Source organism: Solwaraspora sp. WMMA2080, from assembly GCF_027497395.1.
Classification (GTDB): domain Bacteria; phylum Actinomycetota; class Actinomycetes; order Mycobacteriales; family Micromonosporaceae; genus Micromonospora_E.
Genome location: NZ_CP114910.1, coordinates 3,425,415 through 3,440,816 on the forward strand (window position 1 = coordinate 3,425,415; position 15,402 = coordinate 3,440,816).

Below are 15,402 nucleotides of genomic sequence, written 5' to 3' on the forward strand. Positions count from 1 at the left end.
CGTACGCCCGGCTGTCCGCCGGGCGGTCAGGTCGACCACCCGGCCGTGCCGGCTGGTCGCGGCCAGCGCCGCGCCGAACAGCAGCAGCTGGTTGAGCAGGTAGAGATAGATCAGCAACCCGACCGCGCCGGCCACCACGGTGTACGCGGGATTGCGCTCGAACCTGCCGACGTAGAACCGCCCGGCGGTGTTCAACACGGTCAGCCCGAACGCCACCACGACAATCGGGGCGACCAGCCGCCGGGCGGACATCCGCAGCCGGGGCACCGCGACCAGCAGCGCCGCGGCGAGCACCAGGTTGATCACGAAGGCGAGCAGCACGCTCGCGACGGCCGCGGCGACCGAGCTCTCGCCGAGCAGCCAACCCAGCAGCGACCGCAGCGCGTCGACCGCGCCGACCGAAACGCCGATCAGCAGGAACACCCCGACGAGTACGGCCAGGTCGACGACCTGCCGTACGCCGAAGAAGCCGGGCTGCTGGTCGAGCTGGTAGACCAACCGCTGCGAGGAGCGGATCGCCTCCACCCAGCCGATGCCGGTCAACCCGAGCAGCACCAGGCCGACGACACCGACCTGGCCACTGTTGCGTTGAATCTGGTCCAGGTCCAGGAACGGCAGGTTCTGCAGCAGGAAGTCGGCGACCGCCGCGCTGACCTCGGCGTTGGCCTCCACCAGGGCGCCGAACACCCAGTACGCGACCAGACCGAGGGCGAAGACGGCGAAGAACCCGTAGTACGCGATCGCGGCGGCCAGCCGCCCGCCCAGCACCTGGTTGTAGCGTTCGACCGCCCGCCAGAGGTGGTTCAGGCGCGGGTACCGCCGCCGGGACCGGTCCAGGGCCCGCTGGGTGCCGGACCAGGCCCGGTCGAATACGTTCACCCCGTCATCCTGGTGCATCGGGGCAGCGTCAGGTGGTCAGCCGGGCGGGCACCGCGAGCGGTCAGCCGCCGAGCGGGAAGTCCCGGTGCGGCCGCCACCGCCCCTCACCGCTGTGCGAGAAGAGCGTGAACGAGTCGACCTCGAACTGTGCCTCGAAGCCTGCCAGGTCGTCGTAGACCTTGTCCATCGCATCGGTTGGCACGTCCTGGGCGACGGTCACGTGCGGGTGGTACGCGAAGCGGCTTTCCCGGACGAGCTGGTCGGCGGTGCCGATTGCCGAGGCCAGCAGCTCGCACTCGCTGATCCCCGCCGCCACCGCGACGAAGACCACCTCGGTGATCGGCCGGAACGTCCCGGTTCCGCGCAGGTGCAGCGGGTACGGCGGGTGCGCGGCAGCCACCGCCGCCAGGTGCGCCTCCACCTCGGCCAACTGATCTTCGACGATGTCGGTCGGGCCGAGCAGGGTGATGTGCGCGGGCACGTACTCGGCGGCCGGGTCGCCGGCCTCGGCCCGGCGACGGGTCAGCTCTTCGCCCCAGGGCTGCGGGATGTCGATGGCGACGCCGATCCGCACCTGACCGGGAGCTGGTCGCGCGCCGATGACGGACACTGTCAGACAGTCCCCGCGGGTGCCAGGAAGCCGACCCGGTCGTACACGGCGGCGAGCGTCGCGGCCGCCACCGCCTCGGCCTTACCCGCGCCGATCGCCAGCACCTTGTCCAGCTGGGCCGGGTCGTCGAGGTAGCCGCGGGTGCGCTCCTGGATCGGCCGGACGAACTCCACCACCACCTCCGCCAGGTCCTTCTTCAGGTCACCGTAGCCCTTGCCCTGGTACGCGGCGGTCAGCTCGTCGAGCGTCCGGCCGCTGAGCGCGGCGTAGATGGTGAGCAGGTTGCTGATGCCGGGCTTGCTCTCCGGATCGTAGATGATCTCGCGGCCGGTGTCGGTGACCGCCGAGCGGATCTTCTTGGCCGATTTCGCCGGATCGTCCAGCAGGTCGATGATGCCGGCCGGGGAGGACGACGACTTGGACATCTTGGCGGTCGGGTCCTGCAGGTCGACGATCTTGGCAGTGTCCCGCACGATGTACGGGGCCGGCACGGTGAAGGTGGCGCCGAACCGGGTGTTGAACCGCTGCGCCAGGTCCCGGGTGAGTTCCAGGTGCTGCCGCTGGTCCTCGCCGACCGGGACCGCGTCGGCCTGGTAGAGCAGGATGTCGGCGGCCTGCAGCACCGGGTAGGTGAACAGCCCGACGCTGGCCCGCTCGGCGCCCTGCTTGGCGGACTTGTCCTTGAACTGGGTCATCCGGCTCGCCTCGCCGAACCCGGTGATGCAGCCCATCACCCAGGCAAGCTGGGCGTGCTGCGGCACCTGGGACTGGACGAACAGGGTGCACCGGCCCGGGTCGAGACCGGCGGCGAGCAGCTGGGCGGCGGCCACCCGGGTCCGCTGGCGCAGCACCTGCGGGTCGTGGCCGGCGGTGATCGCGTGCAGGTCGACCACGCAGTAGAAGGTGTCGTGGCTGTCCTGCATCGCCACCCAGTTGCGCACCGCGCCGAGGTAGTTGCCGAGGTGGAACGAGTCGGCGGTGGGCTGGATGCCGGAGAGCACCCGGGGGCGGGAGGCGGGCTCGGACATGTCGACAATTCTGACAGCACCGGTGGATCGATGTCTCGCCGGTATCCGACCGGCCGCCGCCGGTCGGCAATGTTCGACTCTGTTGGATTTACCCGTCACCACTGTTGATTCCTGGCCGGGTGTGATGGAATCTTCTCCGGACGACCGGCGCCGTGAAGGGACATCGACAAGTGACACTCCCGGTAGCCGACGGCGGCGCACGCGGCAGCGACGCGGAGCCGGTCACCCGCCGCGCCCACGACGGCTTCCAGCAGCGGTACGGCGTACCGCCGGCCGGCGTGTGGGCGGCACCCGGACGGGTCAACCTGATCGGCGAACACACCGACTACAACGACGGCTTCGTGCTGCCGTTCGCCCTACCGCACCGCACCGTCGTCGCGGCCGGTCCGGCAGAGGCAGCCGTAGAGGCCGGTCCGGCAGAGCCAGCCGGAGAGGCAGAGCCCGGCTGGACCGTCTGGTCGGAGCAGTCCGGCGAGGAGATCGCGTTCGGCGTCGCCGACGCGGACCGGCCCGGCGCGGTCGACGGCTGGGGCGGCTACGTCGCCGGCGTCGTGTGGGCGCTGCGCGACGCCGGATACCCCGTACCGGCCGCCCGGTTGGCCATCGCGTCCGACGTACCGCTCGGCGCCGGCCTGTCGTCGTCGGCGGCACTGGAGGCCGCAGTGCTGACCGCCCTGACCGACCTCGGCGGCATCGGCACCGACCGGCTGCCGGTGGACCGGCGGCCGGCGCTGGCCCAGCGGGCGGAGAACGGCTACGCCGGCGTGCCCTGCGGGATCATGGACCAGTCGGCGTCGATCCGTTGCCGGGCCGGGCACGCACTGTTCCTGGACTGCCGGTCGCTCGACGTCGAGCACGTCCCGTTCGACCTGGCCGAAGCCGGGCTGGCCGTCCTGGTGATCGACACCCGGGCCCCGCACCGGCACGTCTCCGGTGAGTACGCCGCCCGGCGGGGCGCCTGCGAGCGGGCGGCCCGGCTGCTCGGCGTACCGGCACTGCGCGACGTTCCGGCCGACGACCTGCCGGCCGCCCTGGACCGGCTGCCGGACGACCCGACGCGCCGCCGGGTCCGGCACGTGGTCACCGAGAACCACCGGGTCCGTGAGACGGTGACGCTGCTGCGGTCCGGCCGGATCCGGGAGATCGGTCCACTGCTGACCGCCTCGCACGCGTCGATGCGTGACGACTTCGAGATCACCGTCCCGGAGGTGGACGTCGCGGTGACCGCAGCGCTGGCCGGCGGCGCGTACGGTGCCCGGATGACCGGCGGCGGCTTCGGTGGTTGCGTGTTGGCGCTGGTCGATGCGGATGCCGCCGACCGGGTCGCGGCCACAGTGGGCGCGGCGTACGCCGGCCACGGTTTCCCGCCGCCGACATTCTTCACCGCCCTGCCCTGCGCGGGAGCCGAACGGATCCACTAACCTCGCCGCGACACATTAGACCAGCGGCGGCGGAGGTGCCCGTGGTGCAGGAGATGACCGACCGGCCGGCGGAGGACACCCCGTTCCTGGTCCGGATCGACGGACGCCGGTTCCTGATCTGGGCCGGCGGGCTGGCCGCCGTCTGCTGGTTGCTGGCCGGTGGGCTGCTCGGCGGGGTGGCGTACCTGGTCGCGAGGGAGGCGGCGGTCGGCCGACCGGCGACGATGGCGCTGGCCGGCCTGCCGGTGCTGCTGCTCGGCGGGTTGCTGGCCGCGACGGTGACCATGTGGCACGGCCGGTTCACCGGCCGTGGCCCGGTGCTGGCCGCCGACCGGACCGGGGTCTGGGTGGCGAACGGCAGTTTCCGCGCCAACCCGGTCTGGCTGCCGTGGGACGCGGTGTCGGCGGTGCAGGTCCGCCGGACCGGAATCGAGGACCTGATCTTCATCGACGCGCAGACGCCGCACCCGGCGGTGCCGCCGGGTGCCCGGCTGATGGTGCCGACCATGCTGCTGGACTGCGGCAGCACCCAGATCGTTGCCGCGCTCGGCGCGCTGGCCGCCGGCCGGGCCCCGGTCTACGGACGCTGGTGAACTCAGCCGCAGGGTCGGGCCCGCCAGTGACAGCGGACCCGACCCGTCAGCCCAGGGTCAGCCGGCTTCGATGATCATGCCGGCGGCGGCGGTCCGGTTCGTCGACTCGTCGATCAGGATGAAACCGCCGGTGGTCCGGTTACGCCGGTACTCGTCGGTGAGCAGCGGGACCGTGCTCCGGAAGGTGACCCGGCCGATGTCGTTGAGGCCGAGCTGGCTGGCCGACTCGTCACGGTGCAACGTGTTGACGTCCAGCCGGTACTGCACGCCACGGACCACGGCGCGGGCGCTGCGGGTGGTGTGCTTGATGGCGTACTTGCCGCCCACCTGCAGCGGCCGCGTCTCGTCCATCCAGCAGATCATCGCCTCGACGTCCTGCGCCGGGGTGGGCGCGTTGTGCGGCCGGCAGATCAGGTCGCCCCGGGAAATGTCCAGCTCGTCGGTGAGTCGCACGGTCACCGACATCGGCGGGAACGCCTCGTCGACCGGGCCGTCGGCCGTCTCGATGCTGGCAATCGTGCTGGTCAGCCCGGACGGCAGCACCATCACCTCGTCGCCGGGCTTGAGCACCCCGGATGCGACCTGGCCGGCGTAGCCACGGTAGTCGGTGACGGTGGTCGACTGCGGCCGGATCACGTACTGCACCGGGAACCGCACGTCGACCAGGTTGCGGTCGGAGGCGATGTGCACATGCTCCAGGTGGTGCAGCAGCGACGGGCCTTCGTACCAGGGGCTGCGCTCGGAGCGGGTGGCGATGTTGTCGCCGTTCAACGCCGAGATCGGGATGACCGACAGGTCGGGCACCTCGAGCTTGGCGGCAAAGGTGGTGAACTCGTCGGCGATCGTCTCGTAGACCGACTGGTCCCAGTCGACCAGGTCCATCTTGTTGACGCAGAGCACCAGGTGCGGCACCCGCAGCAACGAGCAGAGGAACGCGTGTCGGCGGGACTGCTCGACCAGGCCCTTGCGGGCGTCGACCAGGATCAGCGCCAGATCGGCGGTGGAGGCACCGGTGACCATGTTGCGGGTGTACTGGGTGTGCCCGGGGGTGTCGGCGATGATGAACTTGCGCCGGGGGGTGGCGAAGTAGCGGTACGCCACGTCGATGGTGATGCCCTGCTCCCGCTCGGCGCGCAGGCCGTCGGTGAGCAGCGCCAGGTTGGTGTACTCGTCGCCCCGGGCCGCGCTGACCGCCTCGACCGCTTCCAGCTGGTCGGTGAAGAGCGACTTGGTGTCGTAGAGCAGCCGACCGATCAGGGTCGACTTGCCGTCGTCGACGCTGCCGGCGGTGGCGAACCGCAGCAGGTCCATGGCCCGGGTGGTGGGGGCGTCAGCCGTCACCGTCATCAGAAGTAGCCCTCCCGCTTGCGGTCTTCCATGGCGGCCTCACTGACCCGGTCGTCGCCCCGGGTGGCCCCGCGCTCGGTGATCCGGGTCGCGGCGACCTCGTCGATCACCTTCTCGACGGTGTCCGCCGGGGAGCGGACCGCCGCCGTGCAGGAGGCGTCGCCGACGGTGCGGTAGCGCACCTGCTCGATGAACGACGTCTCGCCGGAGCGGGGCTGGATGAACTCGTTGACGGCGTACAGCATGCCGTCGCGCTCGATCACCTCGCGCTCGTGGGCAAAGTAGATCGGCGGCAGCTCGATCCGCTCCCGGGCGATGTAGTGCCAGACGTCCAGCTCGGTCCAGTTGGACAGCGGGAAGACCCGGATCGACTCGCCCGGGTGGTGCCGGCCGTTGTACAGCGACCACAGCTCGGGGCGCTGGTTCTTCGGGTCCCACTGGCCGAACTCGTCGCGGAACGAGAAGACCCGCTCCTTGGCCCGGGCCTTCTCCTCGTCCCGGCGGGCCCCGCCGAACAGGGCGTCGAACCGGTACTTCTCGACCGCAGCCAGCAGCACCGGGGTCTGGATGCGGTTGCGCATCCCGTCCGGCGACTCGTGGACCAGCCCCGACTCGAGGGCTTCCGGCACGCTGGCGACGACCAGCTGCAGGCCGAGTTCGTCGACCCGGCGGTCGCGGTAGTCGAGCACCTCTTGGAAGTTGTGCCCGGTGTCGACGTGCATCACCGGGAACGGGATCCGGGCCGGGGCGAACGCCTTCTGCGCCAGCCGCAGCATGACGATCGAGTCCTTGCCGCCGGAGAAGAGCAGCACCGGCCGCTCCAGCTCGGCGACGACCTCGCGCATGACGAAGATGCTCTCCGCCTCCAGCGCGTCGAGGTGGGAGACGCGGTACGCGGTCGCGTTGGTCATCACACCCACCCCTGGTTGTGGGTCATCCGAAGCTTGGTCATCCGAATACCAGACCTTTCCGGTTGGCAAGCTGGAGATAGAGGGTCAGGATACCTGCAGATGCTGTCGCAACGCTGCGAGCAGTTTGCTGGCAAGATCTCGTCGGCAGACCACCAAATCTGGCAGCCGCGGGTTGGCCTCGTTGTATTGCAGCGCGGATCCGTCGATCCGGGAAGCGTGCAGACCGGTGGCGGTCGCCACGGCGACCGGCGCGGCCGAGTCCCACTCGTACTGGCCGCCGGCGTGCACGTAGGCGTCGGCGTCGCCGGCGATCACCGCGGCGATCTTGGCGCCGGCCGAGCCCATCGGCACCAGCTCGGCACCGAGCTGCTCGGCGAGCGCGGTGACGAAGGCGGGTGGCCGGCTGCGGCTGGCGGCCAGCCGGATCGCGCCGCCGGCCGACGCCGCCGCCGGCATCGGCGGGTACGGCGGCGGGTGCTCGGTGCTGATCGTGCGGTGCTGGGCGGGCAGGCCCACCGCGCCGGCGACCAGCCGGTGCGGGGTGGAGCCGCTGCGGGACCAGAGCGCCACGTGCACCGCCCAGTCGGCGCGGCCCTCCTCGGAGAACTCCCGGGTGCCGTCGAGCGGGTCGATGATCCACACCCGGTCGGCGGTGAGCCGGGACGGCCCGGCGTCCGTCGAGGTCTCGGCGTCCGGGTCCGGCAGCGCCTGGCGGGCGCCGTCGTCCTCCTCCGACAGCACCGCGTCCGCCGGCCGCCAGCGGGCCAGTTCGGTACGGAGCAGGTCGTGGGAGACCTTGTCACCGGCCGCCTTGAGCGCGGTCGGGTCGGCGTACCCCAGCTCCTCACGGACCTGGAGCAGCGACTCGCCGGCGCGCCCGGCGAGCCATCGGGCGAATGCGGCATCGGTTACCGGCGGCGTGCTCATCTGGCTCCTCTCCTACCTGCCCGGCGGAAACCGGGCCGTCCACCCGGAATCCACGGGCGGTGTTCTGCCCGGTTCACGATCCAGCTGTCCCAGACGTAACGCCACAGCCGCCTCTCAGGTGCTGTGGTACGTGTTCTGGGCCCACTCGAGCCCTCGGACGACCACCGCTTCCACCAGGTCAGCGGCCCGATCGACGAGAAAGTCGAGTTCCTTGCGTTCAGTTGTCGAGAAATCTGACAAAACATAATCTGCTGGATCCTGTCGACCGGGCGGACGCCCGATCCCGAACCTGACCCGCAGGTACTCCTTGCTGCCGAGCGACCGGGACATGGAGCGCAACCCGTTGTGGCCACCCTCTCCACCGCCCTGCTTCACCCGCAGTCGACCGTAGTCGATGTCCAGCTCGTCGTGCACCGTGACGATCTGCTCGACCGGCACCTTGTAGAACTTCGCCAACGCGGCCACCGGGCCACCGGAAAGGTTCATGTACGTCAGCGGCTTCGCCAGCACCAGCTTCGGCCCGCCCAGGCCGAGCCGCCCCTCGCCGGACTCGGCCGCCGCCCTACGGTGCCGGCTCAACCGCACGCCCAGCCGACCGGCGAGCAGGTCCGCGACCATGAACCCGACGTTGTGCCGGTTGCGGGCGTACTCCCGGCCCGGGTTGCCCAGCCCCACGACCAGCCACGGTGCCGTCTCCACCACACCTCCTGAAACGGATCAAGGCGTCACCGCTGCGGCAGGGCCGGCAGCGGGACGCCCGGATCGTCGAACGGCAGGTCAGACCGGCTGCTCGGCGGCGCCCTCGGCGACGGACTCCTCGGCTGCCTCCTCGCCGGTCTCCGTGTCGAGCTGGGCGGCGCTCGGCGCGGCGGAGACCACCACGAGCACGGTCGCCGGGTCGACGGTCAGCTCGACCCCGCCCGGCAGCTGGACGTCGCCGGCGGTGGCGTGCGAGCCCGGCTCCAGACCCTCGATCGACACCTCCAGCGACTCCGGCACCCGGGTCGCCTCGGCGCTGACCGACAGCGTGTCGTGCTCGTGCATCACCAGGGTGCCCTTGGCCGGCTCGCCGACCAGCTGCACCGGGATGTCCACGGTGACCTTCTCGCCCCGGCGGACCAGCAGCAGGTCGACGTGCTCGAAGGTGTCCTTGACCGGGTCACGCTGGATCGCCTTGGTCAGCGCCAGCGCCTGGGTGCCATCGGTAATGTCGATGGCGAACAGCTGGTTGGCGCCGCCGTGCCGGATCGCGGCGGCGAACTCACGGGCGGGCAACGCGATGTGCTTGGGCTTCTCGCCGTGGCCGTACAGCACGGCGGGCACCTTGCCGGCCCGGCGGGTACGGCGGGCACCACCCTTACCGAACTCGGTGCGGGGCTCGGCGCTGATCTTTACCTCGGACACGGGAGTACTCCTGGAGTTTCGGCAGTGCGTGCGGGGGAACCTGATCCGGCTCCGGGGAGACGGATGCGATGTCGGCGGTGCCGGGCGAAGGGGCACGCTGGGCGCTCGTCCAACTGGGCAGTGCCCGGAGCACCGCGTCGATCACGGTGCTTCCGGGCGGCAGCGCTTCGTCAGCAGCGGCCCGCAGGGCACCCTCGCCGTGGCAACCGCACCAGTCTACCCGAGGCTGGTGAACTGGTTCAGGCAGTACCCCTTGTGTGGGCGGATCTTCCCGCGCGGGCGCGGGCCGTAGATCAGCTCAGCCCGCGCGGGCGCGGGCCGTAGATCAGCTCAGCCCGCCGAACAGCGTCGTCACCGAGCCGTCGTCGAAGACTTCGCGGATCGCCCGGGCCAACAGCGGCGCGATGGACAGTACGGTGAGCTTGTCCAATTGTTTCTCCGCCGGCAGTGGCAGGGTGTTGGTCACCACCACCTCGCTGATCCGGCTGTTCTTCAACCGCTCGGTGGCCGGGTCGGACAGCAACGCGTGGGTGGCCGCGACCGCGATGTCCGACGCACCCGCGTCGTAGAGGATCTCCGCCGCCTTGGTGATCGTCCCACCGGTGTCGATCATGTCGTCGACGATCAGGCAGACCCGGCCCTCGACGTCACCGACCACCCGGTTCGCCACTACCTGGTTCGGCTTGAGCGGGTCCCGGGTCTTGTGGATGAAGGCCAGCGGGCAGCCGCCGAGCCGGTCGGTCCAGCGCTCGGCCACCCGGACCCGGCCGGAGTCCGGCGCGACCACGGTCATCGGCCGCCCGGCGAACCGGCTCTCGACGTAGCCGGCCAGGATGTCCATCGCGAAGAGGTGGTCGACCGGGCCGTCGAAGAAGCCCTGGATCTGTGCGGTGTGCAGATCGACGGTGAGGATCCGGTCCGCACCGGCGGTGCGCAGCAGGTCGGCGATCAGCCGGGCGGAGATCGGCTCCCGGCCGCGGTGCTTCTTGTCCTGACGCGAGTACGGGTAGAACGGCAGCACCACGGTGATCCGCTTGGCCGAGCCACGTTTCAGCGCGTCGATCATGATCAGGGTCTCCATCACCCAGCGGTTGACGCCGTGGGTGACCGACTGGACGACGAACGCGTCCGAGCCGCGGACCGACTCCTTGAACCGGACGAAGATCTCACCGTTGGAGAACTCGTACGAGTCGGACGGGGTGGGTGCGATGCCGAGCACTTCACCGATCTCCTCGGCGAGCTCGGGGAAACCCCGGCCGGTGAAAAGCATCAGGCTCTTGCGGTTCTCGGCGACGATGCTGCCCATCGAGACGTCTGCTCCCGTCAGGGTGGTTGCGGACGCCGACCTGGCTGGGCCGTACGCCGCTGGACTAGTCAGTCGCAGTATCTCCCGGAACCGGGTCGCCGGCACCGTGATGGTGGGCCGCTTCACCGTTGCCGGCCCCGACCTGCCCATTCCCGGCACCGGCCGTACCGGCCCCGGCGCGCTCCGCCGCCGCCGCGGCGGCGGTGCCCGGCCGGCGGGACTGCACCCAGCCGTCGACCGTGCGCTGCTGGGCCCGGGTGACGGCGAGCGCGCCGGGCGGCACGTCCCGGTTCACCACGCTGCCCGCCCCGACGTAGGCACCGGCGCCGATCTCGACCGGGGCGATCAGGCTGCTGTCACAGCCGACGAAGGCGGACTCCCCCACCGTGGTGTGACTCTTGTGCACCCCGTCGTAGTTGACGAAGATCGTCGCCGCGCCGATGTTGGCCCGGGCGCCGATCGTGGCGTCCCCGACGTAGCTCAGATGCGGCACCTTGGCGCCCGCGCCGATCTGCGACTTCTTCACCTCGACGAAGGTGCCGACCTTGGCCCGCTCGTCGAGCTGGGCGTCCGGGCGCAGATAGGCGTACGGGCCGACGCTCGCGCCGACGCCGATCCGGGCCTGCACGGCGTGCGAGCGCAGCACGGTCGCGCCCGCACCGACTGCGGTGTCGATCAATGTGACGTCCGGCCCGACGATGGCCTCGGCTCCGACCGTGCTGGTGCCGTACAGCTGGGTGTTCTGCTCGACGACGGCGTCGCGTTCCAGGTGCACCGTCACGTCGATCCAGGTGGTGGCCGGGTCGAGGATGCTCACCCCGGCGCGCATCCAGCCCTCGTTGACCCGGTCGGCGAGCAGCCGGCGCAACCGGGCCAGCTCCACCCGGTCGTTGCAGCCCAGCGTCTCGGTCACGTCGGCGGCGACGTGCACGCCGACCGGCGCTCCGGCGGCGGCGAGCAGACCGACGGCGTCGGTCAGGTACTCCTCGCCCTGGTCGTTGTCGGTGGTCAGCTTGCCGAGCGCGTCGCGCAGTCCGGCCGCGTCGAAGGCGTAGATCCCGGCGTTGATCTCGCGGATCCGGCGCTGCTCCGGGCTGGCGTCGCGCTCCTCGACGATGCGCTCCAGGCCGCCGGCCGGATCGCGGACGATCCGCCCCAGACCGGTCGGATCGGCGACCTCGGCGGTCAGTACGGTGGCGGCCGCGCCGGCCGACTCGTGCGCCTCGATCAGCTCGGCGACCGTCTCCGGACGCAGCAGCGGCACGTCGCCGTTGAGCACCACGACAGTTCCGGTGGCGTCGGGCGCGGCCGCCATCGCCAGCCGGACCGCGTGCCCGGTGCCGTGCTGCTCGGCCTGCAGCACCGGCACGGCCGCCGGGGCGATCTCCGACAGGTGCGCGGTGACCTGCTCGGCGCGGTGTCCGACGACGACCAGGGTGCGCTCGGCGGCGGCGGCCGCGGCAGCGGCGAGGACGTGCCCGACCAGGGTCCGGCCGAGCAGCGGGTGCAGCACCTTGGGTAGCGCCGACTTCATCCGCTTGCCTTCGCCGGCAGCGAGGACGACCACGGTACGGGACCGGGGCTGGATCACGAGAAATGCTCCCGTCAGAGCGGCGGCACACCTGCTTGACCTGGCACGACACCCAGCGTCACCGCCAGCGGTCTGGGTGTCGCGGGAAGCTCGGCCGCTAGGACTCGAACCTAGAATATCGGGACCAAAACCCGAGGTGTTGCCAATTACACCACGGCCGATCGTGCTACGGACACAGCCTAGCGTGCCGGGCGGATTCCGGCGTACTCCCATCGCCCGGCATGGGCGGGCCGGGCGGGCGCGCACACCGGCCCGGCTCGGGAACTCGGCCGTAGAAAACTACGGCTCCGTAGGTTACGGTGACGTAGGCGTAAGTTCCCGTTTCTTCACCGCTGGCCGCCGCACCGGCTGGAACGCCCCGGCGCACCGCGGTCGAACCGTCACCGCTGCGAGGTGCCATGTCAACCGCCCTACTCGAGCCGCCACAGACCAACCCCGGCCCCGCCCCCAAGCCGCTGACCGTCGGCAAACAGTCGATCGGTGTGCTGATCGCCCTCGGCGCCTTCGTGACCGTCCCGTTCCTGGCGCTGATCGCCGCCGTACCGGTCGCCTGGGGCGGCTGGCTGGGCTGGACCGACGTCATCATCGGGCTGGTCTTCTACGTGGTAGCCGGGCTGGGCATCACCGTCGGGTTCCACCGGTACTTCACCCACGGCTCGTTCAAGGCGAAGCGGTGGCTGCGGATCACCCTGGCGCTCGCCGGCTCGCTGGCGATCGAGGGCAACGTGATCCAGTGGGTCGCCGACCACCGCCGCCACCACGCCTTCAGCGACATCGAGGGTGACCCGCACTCCCCGTGGCGGTTCGGCACCAGCGTCTGGGGGCTGACCAAGGGCCTGCTCTACGCCCACGTCGGCTGGTTGTTCCACCGCGACCTGACCAACCAGGAGCGGTTCACCCCGGACCTGCTCGCCGACAAGGACATCCGCCGCATCGACCAGCTCTTCCCGGCGCTGGTCGTGTTCACCATGCTCGCCCCGGCGGCGATCGGCGGCCTGGCCACCTGGTCCTGGCAGGGTGCGCTGACCGCGTTCTTCTGGGCCGGCCTGGTCCGGGTGGCGCTGCTGCACCACATCACCTGGTCGATCAACTCGGTCTGCCACGTCTACGGGGAACGCCCCTTCGAGGTGCGGCAGGGCGACAAGGCGTCGAACTTCTGGCCGCTGGCCATCCTGAGCTTCGGCGAGAGCTGGCACAACCTGCACCATGCCGACCCGACCTGCGCCCGGCACGGCGTACTGCGCGGGCAGATCGACATCTCCGCCCGGGTGATCTGGCTGCTGGAGAAGACCGGTGCGGTCTCCAACGTCCGCTGGCCGAAGCCGGAACGGATCGCGGCCAAGCTGGTCAAGCCGGCTGGCTGAGCCGGACCGCAGCCGGTACGGCTACCCACCGGGTCGGTGCGGGCACCGGCCCGGTGGCCCGGCACTGGCAGGAGGAGCCAAGTGACGGACAACCCAACCACCAACGGTGACGCTTCACCGGGCGGCACACCGGCACCGCCACCACCACCGGCGGCACCGGCCAAATCGAACTCCCGGGTCCGTATGTCGGCCGCGCAACGCCGGGAGCAGCTGATCACCATCGGACGGCAGCTCTTCGCCGAGCGGGGGTTCGACGCCACTTCCATCGAGGAGGTCGCCTCCCGGGCGAAGGTCTCCAAGCCGGTGGTGTACGAGCACTTCGGCGGCAAGGAAGGGCTGTACGCGGTCGTGGTGGACCGGGAGGTCCGCGCCCTGCTCGACCGGATCACCAACGCGCTGACCGCCGGGCACCCACGTGAGTTGTTGGAGCAGGCCGCGTTGGCGTTGCTGGACTACATCGAGGCGGAGACGAACGGCTTCCGGGTGCTGGTCCGCGAGTCGCCGCTGCTGTCGGCCGCCGGCAACTTCTCCAGCGTGATGAACGACGTTGCGCACCAGGTGGAACACATCCTCGGTGCCGAATTCAAGAGCCGGGGGTACGACCCGAAGCTCGCCGAACTGTACTCCCAGGCGCTGGTCGGGATGGTCGCGCTGACCGGGCGCTGGTGGCTGGAGGTACGCAAGCCGCGCAAGGAGACGGTCGCCGCGCACCTGGTCAACCTGGCCTGGAACGGCCTGTCCCACCTGGAAGCGAAACCCACCCTGCTGACCCGGCGCCGCAACCACTGATCGCCGGGGTCGGGCCGTACCGGGTCGGCGTACGCTCACTGCCGGGCCTGCTCAGCAGGTCGGTGCGCGCCGCGCCGGTAGCGTTCCTCGTCGCCGGCCGCCTCGGCCGGCCCCACCTTGTCGTACAGGCCGGTGGCCAGGAAGATCAGACCGAAGATCAGCGACACGATCACGGTCGACATCGAGAAGTTCAGGAAGTTGGCGTCGGTCTGCAGCAGGGCCATCATCAGCAGGCCGGTGACCATGAAGACCACCGCGATGGTGAGGTTGGCGAGGTGCCCGGCCCGGCCGCCGATGATCGCCCCGATCAGGATCAGCCCGCCGTAGACGATCGAGGAGATCGAGAACGCGAGGTTGGTGCGCAGCCCGAGCACCCAGACGTCGTCCCGGGCGAACAGCGGATCACCCCAGGTGGCGACCGTTCCGGCGATGCCGAAGATCAGCACGTACAGGCCGGTCAGCCCGGCGATCGTCCGGTAGACCGGCCGCAGCGGGTGGTTGACCGGAATGTGCGCCATGGCTGCCGCTCCTGTCGCCGACCCAGGCCCGCGTCGCGGCGACGCGGGCGTCATTCCCCGGATTCTCCCGCCGCGGGCGGGTGGCGCGCAGCCGAACCGACCGGTAGGCGGCTACGGGATCAGCCGGCCCCGCCGCCCGATCAGCGACCCCGGACCAGAGCACCGGTCCAGGTCACAGCACCAGCCGACCGTCCCGCCACGCCTGGGCCTCCTGCTCGGTGCCGATCCGGCCGTACATGGCGGCCATCAGCAGCACCAGGCCGACGATCATCACGACCAGGCAGGTGCTCACCGTGAAGTTGAGGAAGTTGGCGTCGGTGCGCAGCACCGCCAGTTCGGCCAGGCTCAACGCCATCAGGCCGTACGCCAGCACCTTGTTGATCGCCGTGTCGATGTTGCGGCCGAACCCTACGCCGGCCAGCACGGCCACGCCCAGCACCAGGCACAGCCCGGAGAAGCCGAGGTTGGCGCCCTGGCCGAGCACCCGGCTGTCGTTCTGTGCGAAGAGGGCGTCGCCGCTGGTGACGATGATCCCGACGACACCGAAGATCACCAAGTAGAGGCCGGTCAGCGCGGCGACCGCCCGGTAGATCGGCCGGGCGGGGTGGTTGACGGGGGTGTGCATGGGGTCTGCTCCAACGCCGACGGGGGTGGTCGCCGACGATTGTCGCTCATCGCCCGCGACCAGCGGGGGGTGGCCCCGGCCGGCGCGGC

General features: G+C 70.8%; 15 protein-coding genes, 1 tRNA gene and 1 pseudogene. 4 read left to right on the forward strand and 13 right to left on the reverse strand.

Going from position 1 to position 15,402, the window contains the following annotated elements; genetic code table 11:
• Positions 1 to 21 precede the first annotated feature (21 nt).
• The 3 genes and pseudogenes from O7543_RS15570 to trpS all read right to left on the reverse strand — a co-directional run.
• Positions 22 to 879 (reverse strand): annotated as a pseudogene (locus O7543_RS15570) (YhjD/YihY/BrkB family envelope integrity protein); the annotation flags it as partial.
• Between the two features lie 61 nt (positions 880 to 940).
• Positions 941 to 1,489, reverse strand: coding sequence for a 2'-5' RNA ligase family protein (locus O7543_RS15575; RefSeq protein WP_281553161.1), 549 nt, complete (start codon positions 1,487 to 1,489; stop codon positions 941 to 943).
• Between the two features lie 2 nt (positions 1,490 to 1,491).
• Complete coding sequence (gene trpS, locus O7543_RS15580; protein ID WP_281567121.1) at positions 1,492 to 2,517, reverse strand: tryptophan--tRNA ligase; 1,026 nt, start codon at positions 2,515 to 2,517, stop codon at positions 1,492 to 1,494.
• A 170-nt stretch (positions 2,518 to 2,687) separates the two neighbouring features.
• Here trpS and galK point away from each other — a divergent pair, with 170 nt between their 5' ends.
• Complete coding sequence (galK, locus tag O7543_RS15585) at positions 2,688 to 3,938, forward strand: galactokinase (protein WP_281553159.1); 1,251 nt, start codon at positions 2,688 to 2,690, stop codon at positions 3,936 to 3,938.
• Positions 3,939 to 3,982: 44 nt separating this feature from the next.
• On the forward strand, positions 3,983 to 4,531 hold the full coding sequence (locus tag O7543_RS15590; RefSeq protein ID WP_281567122.1) for a hypothetical protein: 549 nt from the start codon (positions 3,983 to 3,985) through the stop codon (positions 4,529 to 4,531).
• Between the two features lie 57 nt (positions 4,532 to 4,588).
• Here O7543_RS15590 and O7543_RS15595 read toward each other — a convergent pair whose 3' ends face one another.
• From O7543_RS15595 to O7543_RS15630, 8 genes are all read right to left on the reverse strand, one after another.
• Positions 4,589 to 5,878, reverse strand: coding sequence for a GTP-binding protein (locus O7543_RS15595; protein WP_281553157.1), 1,290 nt, complete (start codon positions 5,876 to 5,878; stop codon positions 4,589 to 4,591).
• Positions 5,878 to 6,789 (reverse strand): sulfate adenylyltransferase subunit CysD, encoded by a 912-nt coding sequence (gene cysD, locus O7543_RS15600; RefSeq protein WP_281553156.1) that lies wholly within the window; start codon positions 6,787 to 6,789, stop codon positions 5,878 to 5,880. The genes O7543_RS15595 and cysD overlap by 1 nt, the downstream gene beginning before the upstream one ends.
• Positions 6,790 to 6,873: 84 nt before the next feature.
• The gene (locus tag O7543_RS15605) at positions 6,874 to 7,716 is read right to left on the reverse strand and encodes a 3'(2'),5'-bisphosphate nucleotidase CysQ (protein ID WP_281553155.1); all 843 of its coding nucleotides are present in this window, start codon (positions 7,714 to 7,716) and stop codon (positions 6,874 to 6,876) included.
• Between the two features lie 114 nt (positions 7,717 to 7,830).
• The gene (gene pth, locus O7543_RS15610; RefSeq protein ID WP_281553154.1) at positions 7,831 to 8,418 is read right to left on the reverse strand and encodes an aminoacyl-tRNA hydrolase; all 588 of its coding nucleotides are present in this window, start codon (positions 8,416 to 8,418) and stop codon (positions 7,831 to 7,833) included.
• Positions 8,419 to 8,493: 75 nt separating this feature from the next.
• Positions 8,494 to 9,120 carry a 50S ribosomal protein L25/general stress protein Ctc gene (locus tag O7543_RS15615; protein WP_281553153.1) on the reverse strand — a complete coding sequence of 209 codons (627 nt, stop codon included), beginning with the start codon at positions 9,118 to 9,120 and terminating at the stop codon, positions 8,494 to 8,496.
• 325 nt (positions 9,121 to 9,445) lie between these two features.
• Positions 9,446 to 10,426, reverse strand: coding sequence for a ribose-phosphate diphosphokinase (locus O7543_RS15620; protein ID WP_281553152.1), 981 nt, complete (start codon positions 10,424 to 10,426; stop codon positions 9,446 to 9,448).
• A 64-nt stretch (positions 10,427 to 10,490) separates the two neighbouring features.
• On the reverse strand, positions 10,491 to 12,017 hold the full coding sequence (glmU, locus tag O7543_RS15625) for a bifunctional UDP-N-acetylglucosamine diphosphorylase/glucosamine-1-phosphate N-acetyltransferase GlmU (RefSeq protein ID WP_348650012.1): 1,527 nt from the start codon (positions 12,015 to 12,017) through the stop codon (positions 10,491 to 10,493).
• Positions 12,018 to 12,106: 89 nt separating this feature from the next.
• Positions 12,107 to 12,178 (reverse strand) — tRNA-Gln (locus O7543_RS15630).
• Between the two features lie 237 nt (positions 12,179 to 12,415).
• On the opposite strand from O7543_RS15630, the gene O7543_RS15635 reads away from it, so the two are divergent.
• Both O7543_RS15635 and O7543_RS15640 read left to right on the forward strand, forming a co-directional pair.
• Positions 12,416 to 13,381: an acyl-CoA desaturase gene (locus O7543_RS15635; RefSeq protein WP_281553151.1), complete on the forward strand. Its 966-nt coding sequence runs from the start codon at positions 12,416 to 12,418 to the stop codon at positions 13,379 to 13,381.
• 183 nt (positions 13,382 to 13,564) lie between these two features.
• Positions 13,565 to 14,170, forward strand: coding sequence for a TetR/AcrR family transcriptional regulator (locus O7543_RS15640; RefSeq protein WP_281555416.1), 606 nt, complete (start codon positions 13,565 to 13,567; stop codon positions 14,168 to 14,170).
• A 35-nt stretch (positions 14,171 to 14,205) separates the two neighbouring features.
• Here the strand turns inward: O7543_RS15640 and O7543_RS15645 are convergent, their stop codons facing one another.
• Positions 14,206 to 14,688: a DUF4383 domain-containing protein gene (locus O7543_RS15645; RefSeq protein ID WP_281553150.1), complete on the reverse strand. Its 483-nt coding sequence runs from the start codon at positions 14,686 to 14,688 to the stop codon at positions 14,206 to 14,208.
• Positions 14,689 to 14,860: 172 nt separating this feature from the next.
• Positions 14,861 to 15,313: a DUF4383 domain-containing protein gene (locus O7543_RS15650; protein ID WP_281553149.1), complete on the reverse strand. Its 453-nt coding sequence runs from the start codon at positions 15,311 to 15,313 to the stop codon at positions 14,861 to 14,863.
• Positions 15,314 to 15,402 lie beyond the last annotated feature (89 nt).

Excerpts from the sequence above, each read along its gene's own strand:
- cysD (WP_281553156.1), bottom strand. The coding sequence starts at position 6,789 with ATGACCAACGCGACCGCGTACCGCGTCTCCCACCTCGACGCGCTGGAG.
- O7543_RS15635 (WP_281553151.1), top strand. The coding sequence starts at position 12,416 with ATGTCAACCGCCCTACTCGAGCCGCCACAGACCAACCCCGGCCCCGCC.
- O7543_RS15650 (WP_281553149.1), bottom strand. The coding sequence starts at position 15,313 with ATGCACACCCCCGTCAACCACCCCGCCCGGCCGATCTACCGGGCGGTC.
- O7543_RS15640 (WP_281555416.1), top strand. The coding sequence starts at position 13,565 with ATGTCGGCCGCGCAACGCCGGGAGCAGCTGATCACCATCGGACGGCAG.
- O7543_RS15645 (WP_281553150.1), bottom strand. The coding sequence starts at position 14,688 with ATGGCGCACATTCCGGTCAACCACCCGCTGCGGCCGGTCTACCGGACG.
- O7543_RS15605 (WP_281553155.1), bottom strand. The coding sequence starts at position 7,716 with ATGAGCACGCCGCCGGTAACCGATGCCGCATTCGCCCGATGGCTCGCC.
- O7543_RS15595 (WP_281553157.1), bottom strand. The coding sequence starts at position 5,878 with ATGACGGTGACGGCTGACGCCCCCACCACCCGGGCCATGGACCTGCTG.
- trpS (WP_281567121.1), bottom strand. The coding sequence starts at position 2,517 with ATGTCCGAGCCCGCCTCCCGCCCCCGGGTGCTCTCCGGCATCCAGCCC.
- O7543_RS15620 (WP_281553152.1), bottom strand. The coding sequence starts at position 10,426 with ATGGGCAGCATCGTCGCCGAGAACCGCAAGAGCCTGATGCTTTTCACC.